Here is a 19138-nt window from a genome sequence, read left to right on the forward strand (position 1 = left end):
CCGGAGTTGCCCATGAACACGCAAGTCGAAGGCTTCATGACGCAGACCCCGCAGACCGCACATGCCGACCTGGCCGCGGCCACCGCGCAGGTGGGCCGCTCGCGCCCGCACGAGTCGGCCGTCCTCCATGTGGCCGGCGAGGCCACGTACACGGACGACATTCCCGAAGTGCAAGGCACGCTGCACTGCGCGCTGGGCGCGTCGCCGAGGGCGCACGCCCGCATTCTGTCGCTCGATCTCGACGCCGTGCGACGCGCACCGGGCGTGGTCGCGGTTTTCACCGCCGCCGACATCCCGGGCGTGAACGATTGCGGTCCGGTCGTTCACGACGACCCGATCCTCGCCGACGGCGTGGTCCAGTACATCGGCCAGCCGATGTTCGCCGTGGTGGCCGAGTCGCACGACGCGGCGCGACGTGCGGCGCGCCTGGCCAAGGGCGAGTACGAAGACCTGCCCGCGATTCTCACGCCACAGGCCGCCAAGGCCGCCGGCGCGGGCGTGCTGCCGCCGATGCAGTTGCGCCGCGGCGATGCCGATGCCGCGCTTCAAGCCGCGCCGCATCGCCTGAGCGGCACGTTCGAGTGCAACGGCCAGGAGCAGTTTTACCTCGAAGGGCAGATCTCGTACGCGATTCCGAAGGAAAACGACGGTATCCACCTGTATTGCTCGACGCAGCACCCCACCGAAATGCAGGCGCTCGTGTCGCACGCACTCGGCTGGCATAGCCATCAGGTGCAGGTGGAGTGCCGCCGCATGGGCGGCGGCTTCGGCGGCAAGGAATCGCAATCGGGCCTGTTCGCGTGTGTGGCGTCGCTGTGTGCCTCGCGACTGAAACGTCCGGTGAAGCTCCGTCTGGATCGCGACGACGACTTCATGATGACCGGCAAGCGTCACGGCTTCTACTTCGAGTACGACGTCGGCTACGACGACGACGGCCGCATCGTCGGCGCGAAGGTCGACATGACACTGCGCGCGGGCTTCTCGGCGGACCTGTCCGGCCCTGTCGCCACGCGCGCCATCTGCCATTTCGACAACGCCTACTTCGTGCCGGCCGCCGATCTGCGCGCCCTGTGCGGCAAGACCAATACGCAATCGAACACGGCGTTTCGAGGCTTCGGTGGCCCGCAGGGCGCGCTCATCATGGAAGTCCTCCAGGACGCGATCGCGCGCCGCCTGGGCAAAGATGCGCTCGATGTGCGCCGCGCGAACTTCTATGGCAAGACCGAGCGCAACACCACGCCCTACGGCCAGCTCGTGAAGGACAATGTCATTCATGAGTTGGTGGCGCAACTGGAACAGACCAGCGATTACCGGGCACGACGCGAAGCCGTGCGCGCGTTCAATCGCACGAGTCCGGTGCTGCGCAAGGGGCTCGCACTCACGCCGCTGAAGTTCGGCATTTCGTTCAACGTGCAGGCCTTCAATCAGGCGGGCGCCCTCGTGCACGTCTATCGCGACGGCTCGATGCTCGTCAATCACGGCGGCACCGAGATGGGCCAGGGCCTGAACACGAAGGTCGCACAGGTGGTCGCACATGAGCTTGGCGTCGATCTCTCGCACGTGCGCGTGACGGCGACCGACACCAGCAAGGTGGCCAATACCTCCGCCACGGCCGCGTCGACGGGAGCCGACCTGAACGGCAAGGCGGCACAGAACGCCGCCTGGCAGATTCGCCGGCGTCTGGCCGACTTCGCCGCGCAGAAGTACGGCGGCTCGGCCGATGACGTGCGCTTCGCCAACGACGTGGTCAGCGTCAACGGCACCGACGTCCCCTTCCCCGATCTGGTCGAAGCGGCCTACTGGGCGCGCGTGCAGTTGTGGTCCGACGGCTTCTATGCCACACCAGGCCTGTCGTGGGACGCCACGACCATGAACGGCAACCCGTTCTTCTACTTCGCCTACGGCGCAGCGGTCTCGGAAGTCATTCTCGACACGCTGACCGGCGAATGGCGCCTGCTGCGCGCCGACGTGCTGCACGACGCCGGCAAGTCCATCAACCCGGCGCTCGACATCGGGCAGGTCGAAGGCGCGTTCATCCAGGGCATGGGCTGGCTCACGACGGAAGAACTCTGGTGGAACCAGGACGGCAAGCTGATGACGCACGCGCCCTCCACGTACAAGATCCCCGGCATCAGCGATTGCCCGACGGACTTTCGCGTGGCGCTGTTCGAGAACACCAACGTCTCGGACTCGATCCATCGCTCCAAGGCCGTGGGCGAGCCCCCGCTGCTGCTGCCGTTCTCGGTCTTCAACGCCCTGCGCGACGCCGTGGCCAGCGTGAACGACTATCGCGACGAACCGTTGCTCAATGCGCCCGCCACTTCCGAGGCACTGCTCATGGCCATCACCGAGTTGCGCACCCGGAGCGCCGCCTGATGCATCGCTGGGTCGACGCCGCCCACAAGCTGCTGGCCCGCGGCGAAGCTGCGGTACTGGTGACGATCGCACGCGTGGAAGGCTCCGCGCCGCGCGAAGCGGGCACGCACCTGCTCGTCACGCGCGAGCACGTCTGGGAGACCATCGGTGGCGGTCATCTCGAATGGAAGGCGATGGAGGTGGCGCGCACGCTGTTGCGCCAATACGGGCAGCAAGGCGCACGTCACGTCGAGCGTTTCGCCCTCGGCCCCAGTCTCGGGCAATGCTGCGGCGGAGCCGTCACGCTCGCGTTCGAGGTGCTCACGCTGACCGATCTGGCGTGGGTGAGCGCATTGCACAAGCGCCTGGCGGCGGGCGAGGCGAGCTTGCGCAGCGTAGCGTTCGGCGCCCCCGGTGCGAATGCCGCCGCCAGCCAGCAGCAAGGCGGTCCGGTCATGTTGACCGAGCTCGGTCCCGACGAACCGCTTGCGCATCCGCACACGCTCACTCGCGACGCCGACGACGCCGCCTGTTCGTTCTGGCAGGGCAGCGACGGCTGGCTGTGGCTGAGCGAGCGACTCGCGCCGAGCGACTTTCATATCGTGCTGTTCGGTGCGGGACACGTCGGACAGGCCATCGTCCAGGTGCTCGCCACCCTGCCGTGCCGCGTGACGTGGGCCGACGAGCGTACCGAAACGTTCCCCGAAACGGTGCCGGCCAACACCGTGGTCGAATCCACCGACACGCCCGAGGCCCTGGTGACCGAGGCGCCGGCAGGCGCCTATTTCCTCGTGATGACGCACAACCACGCGCTCGATCAGCGCCTGTGCGAGGCGATCTTCAGGCGCGACGACTTTGCCTACTTCGGCCTGATCGGCTCGATGACCAAGCGGCGTCAGTTCGAGCATCGTCTGCGAGAGCGCGGCGTGTCGGCCGAGCGGCTCGAACAGATGATCTGCCCCATCGGCGTGGCGGGCATCAGCGGCAAGGCGCCCGCCACGATCGCGATCGCCGTCGCCGCACAGCTGTTACGCGTGCGTGAGCAGCAGATGCGGATGGGTGCTGGCGCCCCCTTGCCCGGCGCCGCTGCGCCCGCGTGACATGTCACGCCCGGGCGAACGACGTCGACGGTAAAATCTCCGCCATCCCCCATTACACGATCGATCCATGCCTCTCACGCCAGAACTCGCCAAAACCCTTTGTGCCATGCCCAAAGCGGAGTTGCATCTGCATATCGAGGGCACGCTGGAGCCTGAACTGATCTTCCGGCTCGCCGAGCGCAATCAGGTGAAACTCCCTTATCCGAGCGTGCAGGCGCTGCGCGACGCCTATGCGTTCAAGGATCTGCAATCGTTCCTCGACATTTACTACGCGGGCGCGAGCGTGCTGCTCACGGAAGATGATTTCCACGATATGACGCGCGCGTATCTCGAACGTGCCGTGGCCGACAACATCCGCCACACGGAAATCTTCTTCGATCCGCAAACGCATACGTCGCGCGGTGTTTCGATGGCCACCGTCATCAACGGCATCGAGCGAGCGCTGGCCGAGGCGCAGCGCAGGCACGGCATTACCAGCCGCATGATTCTCTGCTTCCTGCGCCACCTGTCCGAGGAAGATGCCCTGCAAACGCTCGAGACGGCGCTGCCCTATTTCGACAGCCACGCGCACCGGCTCGTCGGCGTGGGGCTCGATTCGTCGGAGCAGGGTCACCCGCCGAGCAAATTCACCCGCGTGTTCGAACGCTGCCGCGCCCTGGGGCTGCGCATCGTCGCGCACGCGGGCGAGGAAGGTCCGCCCGCATACATTCACGAGGCACTCGACACCTTGCACGTGGAGCGGGTCGACCACGGGGTGCGCGCCATCGAGGACGACGCCCTGCTCGAGCGGCTCGCCCGCGAGAAGATCGCGCTCACGGTGTGTCCGCTCTCGAACGTGCGCCTCAAGGTGTTCGATCACATGGGCCAGCACACGCTGCACCAATTGCTCAGGCGCGGACTGGCCGTGACGATCAATTCCGACGATCCGGCCTACTTCGGCGGCTATCTGAATGAAAACTTCCTCGCCACGTTCGATGCGCTCGACATGACCCTCGACGACGCTTACACCATGGCAAGGAACAGCTTCGAGGCGTCGTTCATCGACGACGACGAGAAGCGCCGCCTCATCGCGGAACTCGACCGGTTCCGCGCCGCGCATCCGGCCTGAGCGCAGCGGCGACTCGGCCGCCCCGTTCGTCCCGTTCGTCCCTTGCGTTCCTCACGCGCCCTACGCCCGACCCCGTTCGGGCGTTTTCCTTCCACCGCCACGCACGGCGTCGGGCACGATCGCCGCCGCCGCGTGGGCACCCCGAGCCCACCCTGATACTCCCCCGGTCCTCCACCGGTCCGCCCCCGCCCCCGCCCCCGCCCCCGACCCCAACCCACATTACCCCCGGATGATGTCGAACATTCCCGCTGGGGAATATTTTCCCCGGGACCCGATGCTATTTTTCGAGCGTGCCCATATAGGTTTCAGGCGGTGCCCCCACACCGCGCAGGCCGACCGCACACGACACCCTAGAACATCGGAGACAACACCCCATGGACTCATCGCTCAGCCCCCCGGCGGGTAGCGCCACGCCCGACGTGGCCCACGACAGCACGCGCGTGGAGGGCGCGCACCCTGTCTCGTCGCTCGACCGCTACTTCGGCATCACCGCCCTAGGTTCGACATTGCGCACCGAAGTGATCGCGGGCATCACGACTTTCCTCGCGGCGATGTACATCATCGTCGTGAACCCGGCCATCCTCTCGAAGACTGGCATGGCCTTCCCGGCCGCGCTGACGGCCACCGTGCTGATCAGCTTTTTCGGCAGCTGCGCCATGGGCCTGTACGCGCGCAACCCGGTGCTGGTCGCGCCGGGGATGGGCCTGAACGCCCTGTTCGCCTTCACGATGGTGCACGGCGTTGGCATGCCGTGGCAGACGGCGCTCGGTTGCGTGTTCTGGTCGGGCATTCTGTTCGCGCTGCTCGCCGCGCTCAACGTGCGGCGCTTCGTCGTCGAGGCGATCCCGTCGAACCTGCGCTACGCCATTTCCTGCGGTATCGGCCTGTTCATCACGGTGATCGGTCTGGTCAACGCCAAACTGGTGGTGAGCGATCCGGTCACGGTCGTGCGCCTGGCGCATCTGTCGCCGCCGACGGTCACCTTCCTCATCGGCCTGGCGCTCACGACGGTGCTCGTCGCGCGCCGCGTGAACGGCGCGCTGATGATCGGCATCGTCGTCACCACGCTGATGGCCATTCCGATCGGCCGATACTGGGGCGACGGCAGCGCCTATTTCCCGAAGGAGATCGCCACGGCCACGCTGGTGAACTTCCAGGGCTTCTTCGCCGCGCCGGACTTCTCGGGCATTGGCCAGCTGGATCTGCTTGGCGCACTGAAGGTCGCGTACCTGCCGTTCATCTTCGTGATGCTCTTCACGGCGTTCTTTGATACCCTCTCGACCTTCATGAGCATTGCCGAAGCCGGCAACATGAAGGATCGCGACGGCAACCCGCGCAATATGCGGCAAGCCATGATCGTCGACTCGTTCTCGGTGCTCATCTCCGGCCCACTCGGCACGAGCCCGGCCAACGCGTACATCGAGTCGGCCGCCGGCATCGCCCAGGGCGGGCGCACCGGCCTGACCGCGGTCGTATGCGCGCTGCTCTTCCTGCCGTTCCTGTTCCTGTCGCCGATGCTCTCGCTGGTGCCCGCCATCGCGACGGCGCCGGCGCTGATTCTGGTCGGCGTGTTTATGATGGAGTCCGTGGCGCGCATCGAATGGCACCGCATGGACGAGGCGATCCCGAGCTTCATTGCGCTGGTGATGATTCCGATTTCGTACTCGATCACCGACGGCATCGCCTACAGCTTCCTCGCATTCGTCGTGCTCAAGCTGTTCACGGGGCGCGTGAAGGAGATCAAGCCGGCAATGTGGATCGTCGCAGTATTGGCAGTGCTGCTGCTCACACAAATGTAACGACTGAAGGACCCCGCACATGTCCACCACGAACCAAGGCTTGCGCGCCATACGCGCGCAACTGGTCTACTTCACGCACGATCCGGCGCGTGCCTACCTCGACGGCACGCCCGGCACGGTGCACCACACCGACGGCATCGTCGCCTTCGAGAACGGACGCATCACGGCCGTGGGCGACTACGCCAGGGTGGCGCCCACGCTGCCGGCCGGCACGCCTGTCGAAGACCTGCGCGACAAGGTCGTCACACCCGGCTTCATCGACACGCACATCCACTATCCGCAAACGGACATGATCGCGTCGCCCGCGCCGGGGCTGCTGCCGTGGCTCGAGAAATACACGTTCCCGACCGAGCGGCGATTCGAGAATCCGGACTACGCGGCCGACGTCGCCCAGTTCTTCCTGGACGAACTACTGCGCGGGGGCACCACCAGCGCGCTCGTCTACTGCACGGTGCATCCCGGCTCCGCCGACGCCTTCTTCCGTGCCAGCGAGGCGCGCGACCTGCGCATGATCGCCGGCAAGGTGATGATGGATCGCAACTGCCCTGAATTTCTGCGCGACACCGCCGAGAGCGGCGCGCGCGACAGCGAGGCGCTGATCCAGCGCTGGCACAACAAGGGCCGTCAGCTCTACGCGCTCACGCCACGTTTCGCGCCGACCTCGACCGAGGCGCAGCTCGGCGTGTGCGGCGAGCTCGCCGAGCGCTACGCGGACGTGTTCATCCAGAGCCACGTGGCGGAGAACACCGACGAAGTCGAGTGGGTGCGCTCGCTCTTTCCCGGGCATCGCAGCTACCTCGACGTGTACGACCATTACAAGCTGTTGCGCAAGCGCGCCGTGTACGGCCATTGCATCTGGCTCGACGAACACGATCGGCGTCGCATGTTCGAGACCGGCGCCGTCGCGGCGCATTGTCCGACGTCGAACCAGTTCCTTGGCAGCGGCCTGTTCGACTTTGCCGCCGCCGAGGCCTCGCGCATGCCGGTCGCACTCGCGACCGACGTGGGCGGCGGTTCGACCTTCTCGATGCTGCAAACGATGAACGAGGCGCACAAGGTCGCCCGACTCTCGGGCTATCACCTGTCGGCCGAACGCATGTTCTATCTGGCGACCGAAGGCGCCGCACACGCGCTGGATCTGCACGGCACGATCGGCACGCTCGCAACCGGGGCGGAGGCCGATTTCGTGGTGCTCGACCCGAAGGCGACGCCGTTGCTCGCGCGCCGAACCGCACTGGCCGAATCGCTGGAAGAGCTTCTGTTTGCCTTCGCCATGCTCGGCGACGACCGCGCGATCGCCGCAACCTATGCGGCCGGCAAGCCGGTGCATCGCCGCGCGGCGCATTGAGTCGCGGCCTCCCGCGTGCCGCGTCCCTTCCGGACGCCGCGTGGGGGCGCCACCCACGTCGTGGCGGTTCGTATCGTTCACGTACCGCTTACGCGAGGCAGCGGGCGTCGTCGCCTTGGTGCGACGCACGCCGCCTCGCGGTCACCGACCGCGCGCAAGGGGCATGCGGTCGGGGATCTCCTTGGGCAGCCAACGGCTGCCCTTTTTTGTCGTCGGCCGTCGAAAATCCCCAGCCGCGCCGTGCCGCGGCACGAGCACCAAGTCGCTTGCCCCCGCGCCGACGCGCAATGCTATAATCCGCTTCGATTCATTGGGGAGTAGCCGCCCTGTCATAGACACTCGTGTTCGACAGGGGCGTACGTCAACAGACTTGGCCGGTTCCGGCTATGGCGTGCGCAGCCCTCGGGCCTGGCGAGACCGATGACGATGCTTCCGCCAACCGGGCCGGGATGCATTGTCATTGGCTCGCGTTTACACGGCCCGGCGGAGAAAATACAAGGTGTCCCCATTCCTCGTCTCGACCGGTGTGGTCGCGCTCGCCGAAATCGGCGATAAAACCCAGTTGCTGTCCCTCGTGCTCGCCGCGCGCTTCAAGAAGCCCGTGCCGATCATTCTCGGCATTCTCGTCGCCACCCTGGTCAATCACGGTTTTGCCGGTGCCGTCGGTGAATGGCTCTCGAGCGCGGTCAGCCCCGCCGTCATGAAGTGGGCGATCGTCGCGTCATTCATCGGCATGGCGATCTGGATCCTCGTGCCTGACAAACTCGACGAGGAAGAGGCGGACACGCGCCGCAAGTTCGGCGTCTTCGTCACCACCGTCATCACCTTCTTCATCGCGGAGATGGGCGACAAGACGCAGATCGCGACGGTCATGCTCGCCGCGCGATATCAGGACTTCTTCGGCGTGGTCGCGGGCACCACCCTGGGCATGATGCTCGCCAACGTGCCGGCCGTCGTCGTGGGTCACAAGTTCGCCGGCCGGCTGCCCACGCGGGCCGTCCATGTCGTGGCCGCCGTGATCTTCGCGGTGCTCGGCATCGTCACGCTGCTGCAGTAAACACGAAAACGCCGACGGTGCGACGCGTTGCCATCACGCGTCGCACCGTCGGCGTCGTCCTTCACCGCAGTCCGTGTCGCCGCCGGCGGGTCGGCCGCCATGCGGCTTCGGTGTTGCTTGCGACTACTGTCCGACTTTCTGCTGCACGTTGACCGTGCGCCCGCTCGGGAACGGCAGTTGCTTGAGCGCCGCGTCGATCAGGAACGGCATGGCCGCGGCGAGCGACGTCCCGGCATCGCTGGTACTGGCCTGCACGCGATACACCTCCTTGCCGCTCGCGCGGTCCATGAAGCGCAGTTGCAGACCGGCCAGCCCGTAGGGATAGTCGCGCTGGACGTACATCGGAGGCGGACCGAACGGAGCGCCGTACCAGCCCCAGGGGCGCCCCCACGGCCCCCACGGGCCGGGCGAGAACATTGGATCGTAGGCGGGCTCCGTCACGCGCATCACCTGTTGGGTGATGCCATAACTCATGCCGATCAGGTAATGCGCGCTCGTCGGGCTCTGCTCGCTGAAGCCGTCACCCGCGAGACGGTTGCGCAGCCATTGCTCGTAAGTGGCGTGCTCCTGGTTGTTCTGCTGCTCGGCCGTGCGCGTGAGCGCATACGTGCGAGGTCCGTCAAAGCCCGGCGTGCTCCCGAAAGCGGTCACCTGGCTCGTAACCGTGCTGGCGCAACCCGCCAGCAATACGCTGGCGACGGCAAACGTCGCCATTGCCCATCGTTTCCACATGATTCACTGCTCCACAGAAAGGCCGGGCACACCCATGCGCGCCGCTCGCGCCGATTTAAGCATAGGACGGCGCCTCGCGCACGTCCCGGGCTTTCGATAACCGGGACGCACCAAAATTCAGCAAATTTCGACGCCGGGCGCGAATGGCCCGCCACTCCGTTACAATTTATGGATCCTTGGCCGTCCGTGAAATACCGTCCATGCTCAGAACCGACCTTGCAGGTGTCATCCAACGCTCCGACTATACGCCCCCGGCGTATTTGATCGACACCGTCCAACTGGACTTCGATCTCGCCCCCGATGTCACCACGGTGACCAGCCGAATGCGGCTGCACCGCAACCCGGCCGGCGCCGGTGGCGACCTGGAACTGGTGGGCCAGGGATTGCAACTGGTGAGCCTCGAACTCGACGGCAAGCCATGGGCCGGCTATCGGACGGGCGAGGAAACGCTCACGATCGAAGCCCCCCCCGAGACGTTCGAGCTCACGCTCGTGACGCGTTGCCGGCCGCAGGAGAACACGTCGCTCATGGGGCTCTACGTGTCCGGCGGCAACTTCTTCACGCAATGCGAAGCCGAGGGCTTTCGCAAGATCACATACTTCCTCGATCGACCCGACGTGATGGCCACCTACACCGTGACGCTGCGCGCCGATCGGGAGGCGTATCCCGTCCTGCTGGCCAACGGCAACCTGATCGACCAGGGCGACCTGCCCGACGGCCGTCACTTCGCCATCTGGGACGACCCGTTCAAGAAGCCGAGCTACCTTTTCGCGCTGGTGGCCGGACGCCTCGTCTGCCGCGAGGAGCGCATCGTCGCGGGTGACGGGCGCGAGAAGCTGCTTCAGGTCTGGGTGCAGCCGCAGGATCTGGACAAGACCGAGCACGCCATGCACTCGCTCGTGAACTCGATTCGCTGGGACGAGGAACGCTTCGGCCGCGTGCTCGATCTGGACCGCTTCATGATCGTTGCCGTGAGCGACTTCAACATGGGCGCGATGGAGAACAAGGGGCTGAACATTTTCAACACGAAGTACGTGCTGGCCGACGCCGCCACCGCGACCGACGACGACTTCGGCAACATCGAAGCCGTGGTGGGCCACGAGTACTTCCATAACTGGACCGGCAACCGCGTGACCTGCCGCGACTGGTTCCAGTTGAGCCTGAAGGAAGGCCTGACGGTGTTCCGCGATCAGGAGTTCTCCGCCGACATGATGGGCTCCGAGTCGGGCCGCGCGGTCAAGCGCATCGACGACGTCCGCGTGCTGCGTCAGGCGCAATTCCCAGAGGACGCCGGTCCGATGGCGCACCCGGTGCGCCCCGAGAGCTACGTCGAGATCAACAATTTCTACACCGTCACCGTCTACGAGAAAGGCGCCGAGGTCGTACGCATGTACCAGACGCTGCTCGGTCGCGACGGCTTTCGCCGCGGCATGGACCTGTACTTCGAGCGCCACGATGGCCAGGCCGTGACCTGCGACGACTTCCGCGCCGCGATGGCCGACGCGAACCAGCGTGACCTCACGCAGTTCGGCCGCTGGTACAGCCAGGCCGGCACGCCGCGTGTCACCGTCGACGCCGTCTACGACGAGGCCGAGCGCACCTACACGCTGACGCTCACGCAACGCTGCCCGAAGGTCGGCGTGGAGTTGCAGGACAGCCAGCTGGTCAAGCAGCCGTTCCATATCCCGTTCGCCGTCGGCCTGCTCGATCGCGACGGCCGCGACATGCCGCTGCGCATGGCGGGCGAGACGCGTCAGATGAGCCAGGCGAGCGATGGCCCGGCGGCCACCACGCGCGTACTCGACTTCACTCAGGAGCGTCAGAGCTTCACGTTCGTCGACGTGCCTCATGCGCCGATGCCCTCCCTGCTGCGCGGCTTCTCCGCGCCGGTGATCGTCGAACACGAGTACACCATCGACGAACTCGCATTCCTGATGGCGCACGACAGCGATCCCTTCAACCGTTGGGAAGCCGGTCAGCGACTGGCCACCCGCCAGTTGCTGGCGCTCGTCGAGTCGATCCAGATGGGGCAGTTGCCGAGCGTGGACAGCTATGTGCTCGAAGCCTTCCGCCAGGTGCTGCGCGACGAAACGCTCGACCCCGCCTTCCGCGCGCAGGCGCTCACGCTGCCGGCCGAGTCGTACCTGGGCGAGCAGATGGCCGAGATCGACCCGGCAGCCATTCACGCGGCGCGCCAATACCTGCGCCAGCGCCTCGCGGCGTCGCTGCATACCGAATGGCTCGCGGCGTACCACAACCATCGCGTGCCCGGTCCGTACCGCCCCGACGCCGCGTCGGCCGGCGAGCGCGCGCTGAAGAACCTCGCGCTCTCCTACCTGATGGAGCTCTCGGACGCGGGCGTGGCGCAAACCGCGCGCACCCAATACGACGAAGCCGACAACATGACGGACCGCTTCGCCGCCCTCACCGCGCTCGTGCAGCGCGGCGGCGCCGCTCGCGAGAGCGATACCGCGCACGGCCCGAATCACGCCGCCGAAGCGCTCGTCGACTTCTATCAGCGCTTCGAGCACGAGCCGCTCGCCATCGACAAGTGGTTCGCGCTGCAGGCGATGCAGCGCGGCGACGGCAGCCACTGCGTGATCGACGCGGTGCGTGCGCTCATGCGTCACCCGGCGTTCACGCTGAAGAATCCCAACCGCGCACGCTCGCTGATCTTCAGTTTCTGCAGCGGCAACCCAGCCCAGTTCCACGCCGCCGACGGCTCGGGCTATCAGTTCTGGGCGGAACAGGTGCTGGCGCTCGATGCACTGAACCCGCAAGTCGCCGCGCGCCTGGCCCGCGTGCTCGATCGGTGGCGCAAATACACGCCGGCCCTGCGCGAGCGCATGCGCGAGGCGCTGCAGCGGGTCGCGGATCACAAGGCACTGTCGAAAGACGTGCGCGAGATCGTCGAGAAGGCCCTCGCCTGATCGATGGTCCACCCGTCATGCGGCCCGACGCGCGCACGCGTCACGGCCGCATGACTTCGAAATACCCGCCCTTGATGCAAAGGTCGTACGGCCACCGTGGCCCGATCCCGACCAGCGGATACAGCGCCGGAACCTGAATGATCGCTTCGCCGAATGCCCCGGCCATGAGGTAATTGGCGGGGTCGTTGCCCAGTGTCACCATGCCGCTCGTCGCGCCCGCGACCACATAGACGTCGCGCCCGGGGTAGGCCGGTGGATCGCGAAACATCAGGCGATAAATGAGCATGACGTCAGCGCCGGGCGGCGCCCCCACCGCATGGGTGCCGTTGAGCAGACTCGAACGGAAGGTGAGCGTGAGCACTTCGTCGAATGCCGCATGCGACGCGACGGGTGAGCGCACTTCCCCGCGCACGCACCACCAGAAAGGCGAGCCGTCCACCGTATCGATTCGCACATCGACAGGCCGAAACGGCTTCCTGTCGCCATCCTCGTAAAGGCAGGCCCGCATGCAACCGTCGGCGTGCACCGACTCGCGCTCGGAGACCCCCTGCGCATCGATCATGACGCGCGGATAGCAACGGTCCACGGATAACGGCGCGACGAGCTGACCGCGCGTGAGAATGAACTCATCCATGCGCTACCTCCCGACTTCTGCCTCGAACCGAAAGCCGTTGCCGCGCGCGCGTCGTTCACTTCGCCAACGATGCCGCTACCGCGTACGCCGTCGTCACCCTATATTTCGTACGCGCGCTATTTGCTGCGCAGTCTAGGCGACGCCCCTCGGTTACGCACCTGTCAACCCTGACAGGTGCCGGCACGGCCCTCGTCGCGCTGCCGAAACGACCCCGCCATCGCCTGGCCGTACCGGTAGCACATGGGAAGCGGCCGAGATCCGCCGATATCACCCCAGAGGTGCGCTCAGGCGGCCTGGACCTGCGCGCAAAGCCGGGTTTGCATCTCGGCCTGAATTCGCGCCGATGCGAGACGCGCACGCACGGCTTTGGCCGCCGCGACCATGTTTGCAAGCGCGGCGTCGACCTGAGCCCAGTCGCGCGTCTTCAGACCGCAGTCGGGATTGACCCACAGGCGTTCGGCCGGAATGCGTGCGAGCGCCGCTTCGATCAGACGCTCGATTTCCGCTTGTGACGGCACACGCGGCGCGTGAATGTCGTACACGCCCGGCCCGATTTCGTTCGGATAATCGAACGCCTCGAACGCGTCGAGCAGTTCCATGTCGGAGCGCGTGGTCTCGATGGAGATCACGTCGGCGTCGAGCGCTGCGATCGACGGCAGAATGTCGTGAAACTCGGAATAGCACATGTGCGTGTGAATCTGCGTCTCGTCGGCCACGCCGCACGAGCACACACGAAACGCGCGGACCGCCCATTCGAGATATTCCGCCCGGTCGCGCTCTCGCAACGGCAGCCCTTCGCGCAACGCGGGCTCGTCGATCTGGATCACGCGCACGCCGGCTTTCTCCAGCGCCGCCACTTCCTCGCGCAGCGCCAGTGCGATCTGCAGGGCAGTGATCTCGCGCGGCTGATCGTCGCGAACGAACGACCATTGCAGCATCGTCACCGGCCCGGTCAGCATGCCCTTGACCGGCTTGTCGGTCAGTTGCTGCGCATAGGCGCTCCAGGCGACGGTCATCGGCTCGGGCAGATACACGTCGCCATAGATCACCGGCGGCTTCACGCAGCGCGAGCCGTAGCTCTGCACCCAGCCATGTTCGGTGATGACAAATCCCCAGAGCTGTTCGCCGAAATACTCCACCATGTCGTTGCGCTCGGCCTCGCCGTGAACCAGCACGTCGAGCCCGCAGGCTTCCTGCTTCTCGATCGCCAGGCGAATCTGCTCGCGCATCGTCTCGAGGTAATCGAGATGCGACAGCGCGCAGCGCCGGAAGTCCGCGCGCGCCGCGCGGATCGACGCCGTCTGCGGGAACGAACCGATCGTGGTCGTCGGCAACACCGGCAACTCGAGCCAGGCGCGTTGCGCGACGGCGCGTGCCGGATAGTCCGACCTGCGGCGCGCATCCGCTTCGGTCAATGCGGCCAGACGCCTCTGCACCATCGTGTTGTGGATGCGCGGCGATGTGCGGCGCGCGGCCTGCGCCGCGGCGTCCGCGAGGTAGGCGGCCCGCACGTCGGCCCGGGCGAATTCGGCCGGGTCGAGCGAGCGGCACAGCAGCGCCACTTCGTCGAGCTTCTGCATGGCGAACGCGAGCCAGTTGCGCACTTCCTTGTCCAGGCGCGCTTCGCTCGACAGATCGACCGGGCAGTGCATCAGCGAACCGCTCGAAGCGACCCACAGCCGCTCACCCAGCGCTTCGGCCAGCGGTGCGAGCATGTCGCGCGCGCGGGCCAGATCGCAGCGCCAGACGTTGCGCGCATCGACCACCCCGGCGGACAGCACCTTGTCGCACGGCCACTGTCGGGCAAACGCTTCGAGTTGCCTCGGTGCACGCACGCCGTCGAGGTGAATGCCGGACACGGGCAATGCGGTGAGCAACGACAGATGATCGGTCACGTCGCCGAAATACGTGGCGAGCAGCAGCGACGGCGCCACGGGCGCCAGCCGCGCATACACCGGCGCGAACGCCTCGCACCAGTTTGCCGGCAGATCGAGCGCGAGGATCGGCTCGTCGATCTGCACCCATTGCACCCCCAGGGATTTGAGACGCGCCAGCACGCGCTCGTATTGCGCGAGCAGGTCGGGGAGCAACGCGAGGCGGTCGGCGAGCCCGCCCTTTTCCTTGCCGAGATACAGCAGCGAGAGCGGCCCCAGCAGCACGGGCTTGACGTTATCGCCCTCGGCCAGCGCCTCCGTCACTTCCTCGAAGAACCAGTCCGTACCGTTGCCGAAACGCGTCTGCGGAGAGTACTCCGGCACGAGATAGTGGTAGTTCGTGTCGAACCACTTCGTCATCTCCATCGCGCCCTGCGCCGCTGTGCCGCGAGCCGCCGCAAAGTAGTCGGACAGCGTCAGCGCCGAAGGCGAGGCGTCGAAGCGTGCCGGCAACGCGCCGACCAGCGCGAGCGTGGACAGTACCTGGTCGTACCAATGAAAGTCGCCCACGACAATCCAGTCCAGGCCGGCGTCGCGCTGCGCGCGCCGGTTCGCGGCGCGAATGCGCCGGCCGACGTCCTGCAACGCCGCCACGTCCATCTCGCCACGCCAGAAAGCCTCCACGGCGAATTTGAGTTCACGCTGCGCGCCGATGCGCGGCAATCCGAGTACGTGGGCCTGAGCCATGTCCGTTGTCCTTCCGGGAGATTCCAATGTGGCGACGTCGCAACGTCTTTGCTGGCGGGCGATTCCCGCCCAGGCTGGCAGTATCCCGGCGGCCCATGTATTATTCAAACGAAAGTTTTTATGGATTATTATTAATTTTATTCATGCAAAGAACCCCCATCGAACTGCGTCATCTGCAAACGCTGCTCGCGCTGCGCGATACGGGCAGCGTGTCGCGCGCCGCGCTGTGGCTCCACCTGACACAGTCCGCGCTGTCGCATCAGATCAAGGCACTGGAGGACTTCTATGGGTTGCCGCTGTTCGTGCGCAAGTCGTCGCCGCTGGTGTTCACTCCGGCGGGCAAGCGCTTGCTCGCCCTGGCCGAAGAGGTGGTGCCGGCGGTCGACGAGGCGGGACGCGACCTCACCCGGCTGGCGCAAGGCACGCAGGGCACGCTGCGTATTGCTGTCGAATGCCACACCTGTTTCGATTGGCTGATGCCGGCGATGGATGCGTTTCGCGCGCGCTGGCCAGAGGTGGAGCTCGACATCGTGTCGGGCTTTCATGCCGATCCGATCGGCCTGCTGCATCAGGATCGTGCGGATCTCGCGATCATCTCGGAGCACGAGGAAGGCGAAGCCGTTGACTTCCACCCGCTGTTCCGCTTCCAGATGATGGCGCTCATGGCGAACGACCACCCGCTCGCCGCGAAGCCCCATCTCGACGCCGAGGACTTCCGGGACGAGACGCTGATCACCTACCCCGTGCCCGACGAGATGCTCGACATCGTGCGCCAGGTACTGCGACCGGCGGGCATCGAACCCACACGCCGCACCACCGAACTGACGGTGGCGATTCTGCAACTGGTGGCGAGTCGTCGTGGACTGGCCGCGCTCCCGCTGTGGGCAGTCACGGGCTATCTGGAGCGGCGCTACGTAAGCGCGAGGCCGATCACGCCCGAGGGGCTGACCGCCGAATTGTGGGCGGCCACGCTGCCGAGCGTCACGGCCAGGCCATACATCGGCGAGTTCGTCTCGCTCATGCGCGAGACGAGCCTGTTGACGCTGCCGGAGATCGAACTGCTCTGATCGTCGAAGCGCCGGGCCCTCAGGGTGTGTGCAAGGCGCGACGCGCCGACGGCTCAGACCGGACGGCGCACGACCAGCCGGCAGACGCGCTTGCCCGAGCTCGCGCTTGTCACGTCCTCCTCGTGTAGCACAACGGCATCGCGCAACGCGGCGCGCACGACGTCCGGCGCAAAAGCGCTGTAGAGACGGCCGTCGTCATGACGCAGATCCGCCCCCTCGGTCACTCGCCACGACACATAGAGCACGCCGCCCGGACGCACGAGCGTCCAAAGGCGGTCGGCGGCCTGCGGCACCTGCGCGGCAGGCAAGTGCATGAGCACCGTCTCGCACACGACATTATCGAACTGGCCAGACACGTTCTCCAGCAACGGCAGCCGGCCCACGTGGAAAGGCACCCACGGAAACGTCCTGCGAGCGAGTTCGATCAGCGCGGGCGAGCTGTCATATCCCGCCACGTCGAATCCCTGACGGGCCAGCCAAGCCGCGTCGCGCCCGTTGCCGCACCCCACATCGACGGTACGGCCGCCGGCAATGAAGTGCCGCATCAGCAGCGCGTACATGTCGTCGGGGGGCGGCTGGTTGAGCCAGTCCTCGCTGTAACGCACGGCATTGGCCTCATAGGCCGCTTCGGTTTTCAGGTCCGTCATGGTCCGATCTCCGGAAGTTCGCGCGCGACGGCGCGCCTTCGCCGTCACGCCAGGGTTGTCTGCCTCACTGCGAAATCGTCTCCAGCGCGAGATCGCGGGTGCGCGGCCCCATCAGGCCGATGGAAAGCATGACCACGAGCATCGCGCACGAAATGAAGACGAAAACACCCGTCACACCGAAATTGCGCAGCACAGATGCGATCAGGAATGCCGTGAAAATCGCAGAGAAGCGGCTCCACGAATAAACAAAACCGACCGCACGCGCGCGAATGCCGGTGGGAAACAACTCCGTCTGGTACGCGTGATAGCTGTACGACATGATGTTGTTGGCGAGCGTCAGGCCAATGCCCATGGCGACGAGCAGCAGCGACGACGTCACCTGCGAGAACACCAGGCCGCACACGATGCCGATACCGGCCGTCCAGACGATGGCGTGCTTGCGCTCGACCTTGTCGGCCATCCACAGCCCGATGAGCGGGCCGACCGGCGCTGCCAGCGCGATCACACTCGAATAGGCCAGACTCGTCGTCACGGTGATGCCCTGCTTGATGAGCAGCGTGGGCACCCAGTTGGCGAAGCCGTAGAAGCCGACCGTCTGGAAGATGTTGAACAGGATCATCATGATCGCGCGCTTGCGATACGGCGGCACCCACATGTCGCGAAACGCGCGCTTGGGCACCACCGGCTCGGGCTCGCCCGGCGGCGGCAGCGGTCGGCCATACTCGCGCTCGACTTTCGCCTCGAGGTCGCGCAGCACCTGGTCCGCCTCGTCCAGCCGCCCCTTCTGCGCCAGCCACCGCGGGCTTTCCGGCAGCGCCCGGCGTATCCACCAGACGAACAACGCGCCGTGCGCGCCAATCAGCACGACCCAGCGCCAGCCTTCCAGCCCGAGGAATTCGCGCGGCACGAGCCAGAACGCGAGAAACGCGACGACCGGCACGGCCGTGAAGCCCACGGCCTGCTCGCAGGCGAACGCGCGTCCGCGAATCTGCCTCGGCACAAGCTCGGCGATATAGGTGCCGATCGTCACCAGCTCCACGCCGATGCCGAGGCCCACCACGAAGCGCCAGAAGTTCAGCCCCGTGGCCGTCTCCTGAAACGCCATGATGACGTTGGCCGCGGTGTACCAGAGCAGCGAGCCCGTAAACACCGCGCGACGTCCGAAACGATCGGCGAGGAAACCGCACGCGATGGTGCCGATGAACAGCCCCGAGAACAGCGCCGCGATGAAACTGGCGACCCCCGTGGTGCCGAACAGGCCCGGCGTGGTCGGCGTGAGGATGCCGCTCTTCACGAGGCCGGGCGCCACGTAGCCGGTGTACAGCAGGTCGTAAAGCTCGAAGAAGAAACCGAGACTGAGCAGCACCACCAGTTTCCACACGGTGCGGGTTGGGGGAAGTCGGTCGAGGCGGGCGGAAATGTCGCCGGCAGTCAGGCGGGTGGCCGCGCAAACCGCTTGGCCGGTATGAGGCATGGAAGGCATCGAAACGTCGGGGGATGGCATGAAAATCGTCTCCGGGCCCGTTCGGTCATGGCCGAACTGCTCATTGGCCGGCGTCGCGCAGCGCGTTCCCGAAGGCGTTCGCCAACGGTCGCCGGGACGCCGGATACACCATGAATCGACAGGCACGAGGCCGAAATTGTGCCACGAACGACACCGCGCCGGTCACCTTTGCCAAGCTTTATCACGCACTACGAAAAAACTACGATGTACGCCGACGGCAGCACCGCGTGCCGATC

The 19138-nt window shown here is 66.1% G+C and carries 13 protein-coding genes and 1 riboswitch; of the genes, 8 read left to right on the forward strand and 5 right to left on the reverse strand.

Going from position 1 to position 19138, the window contains the following annotated elements:
• Window positions 1-12 precede the first annotated feature (12 nt).
• The 6 genes from xdhB to PMO31116_RS10165 all read left to right on the forward strand — a co-directional run bounded on the left by xdhB (window position 13) and on the right by PMO31116_RS10165 (window position 8767).
• Window positions 13-2376, forward strand: a complete 2364-nt coding sequence (gene xdhB / locus PMO31116_RS10140; protein WP_150566615.1) for a xanthine dehydrogenase molybdopterin binding subunit — start codon at window positions 13-15, stop codon at window positions 2374-2376.
• Window positions 2376-3455: a xanthine dehydrogenase accessory protein XdhC gene (xdhC, locus tag PMO31116_RS10145; RefSeq protein ID WP_150566616.1), complete on the forward strand. Its 1080-nt coding sequence runs from the start codon at window positions 2376-2378 to the stop codon at window positions 3453-3455. The genes xdhB and xdhC overlap by 1 nt, the downstream gene beginning before the upstream one ends.
• Window positions 3456-3522: 67 nt before the next feature.
• On the forward strand, window positions 3523-4563 hold the full coding sequence (locus PMO31116_RS10150) for an adenosine deaminase (RefSeq protein WP_150566617.1): 1041 nt from the start codon (window positions 3523-3525) through the stop codon (window positions 4561-4563).
• 374 nt (window positions 4564-4937) lie between these two features.
• Window positions 4938-6362 (forward strand): NCS2 family permease, encoded by a 1425-nt coding sequence (locus PMO31116_RS10155; protein ID WP_246185240.1) that lies wholly within the window; start codon window positions 4938-4940, stop codon window positions 6360-6362.
• 19 nt (window positions 6363-6381) lie between these two features.
• Window positions 6382-7710: a guanine deaminase gene (gene guaD, locus PMO31116_RS10160; RefSeq protein WP_150566618.1), complete on the forward strand. Its 1329-nt coding sequence runs from the start codon at window positions 6382-6384 to the stop codon at window positions 7708-7710.
• Between the two features lie 300 nt (window positions 7711-8010).
• Window positions 8011-8195, forward strand: a riboswitch (yybP-ykoY riboswitch).
• Between the two features lie 14 nt (window positions 8196-8209).
• Window positions 8210-8767: a TMEM165/GDT1 family protein gene (locus PMO31116_RS10165; protein WP_150566619.1), complete on the forward strand. Its 558-nt coding sequence runs from the start codon at window positions 8210-8212 to the stop codon at window positions 8765-8767.
• 123 nt (window positions 8768-8890) lie between these two features.
• Here the strand turns inward: PMO31116_RS10165 and PMO31116_RS10170 are convergent, their stop codons facing one another.
• A complete protein-coding gene (locus PMO31116_RS10170; protein ID WP_150566620.1) occupies window positions 8891-9499 on the reverse strand; it encodes a DUF4136 domain-containing protein in 609 nt (202 codons plus the stop codon).
• Window positions 9500-9699: 200 nt separating this feature from the next.
• Here PMO31116_RS10170 and pepN point away from each other — a divergent pair, with 200 nt between their 5' ends.
• A complete protein-coding gene (gene pepN / locus PMO31116_RS10175; protein ID WP_150566621.1) occupies window positions 9700-12429 on the forward strand; it encodes an aminopeptidase N in 2730 nt (909 codons plus the stop codon).
• Between the two features lie 40 nt (window positions 12430-12469).
• On the opposite strand, the gene PMO31116_RS10180 is transcribed toward pepN, so the two are convergent.
• Window positions 12470-13063: a hypothetical protein gene (locus PMO31116_RS10180; protein WP_150566622.1), complete on the reverse strand. Its 594-nt coding sequence runs from the start codon at window positions 13061-13063 to the stop codon at window positions 12470-12472.
• A 284-nt stretch (window positions 13064-13347) separates the two neighbouring features.
• A complete protein-coding gene (metE, locus tag PMO31116_RS10185) occupies window positions 13348-15684 on the reverse strand; it encodes a 5-methyltetrahydropteroyltriglutamate--homocysteine S-methyltransferase (protein ID WP_150566623.1) in 2337 nt (778 codons plus the stop codon).
• Window positions 15685-15827: 143 nt separating this feature from the next.
• Here metE and PMO31116_RS10190 point away from each other — a divergent pair, with 143 nt between their 5' ends.
• Complete coding sequence (locus PMO31116_RS10190) at window positions 15828-16751, forward strand: LysR family transcriptional regulator (RefSeq protein WP_150566624.1); 924 nt, start codon at window positions 15828-15830, stop codon at window positions 16749-16751.
• Between the two features lie 53 nt (window positions 16752-16804).
• Here the strand turns inward: PMO31116_RS10190 and PMO31116_RS10195 are convergent, their stop codons facing one another.
• Both PMO31116_RS10195 and PMO31116_RS10200 read right to left on the reverse strand, forming a co-directional pair.
• Entirely contained in the window at window positions 16805-17398 is a 594-nt protein-coding gene (locus PMO31116_RS10195; RefSeq protein ID WP_150566625.1) for a class I SAM-dependent methyltransferase, read from the reverse strand.
• Between the two features lie 64 nt (window positions 17399-17462).
• Window positions 17463-18881, reverse strand: coding sequence for an MFS transporter (locus PMO31116_RS10200; protein ID WP_150566820.1), 1419 nt, complete (start codon window positions 18879-18881; stop codon window positions 17463-17465).
• Window positions 18882-19138 lie beyond the last annotated feature (257 nt).

Origin of the sequence: Pandoraea morbifera, from assembly GCF_902459575.1 — a bacterium.
Classification (GTDB): domain Bacteria; phylum Pseudomonadota; class Gammaproteobacteria; order Burkholderiales; family Burkholderiaceae; genus Pandoraea; species Pandoraea morbifera.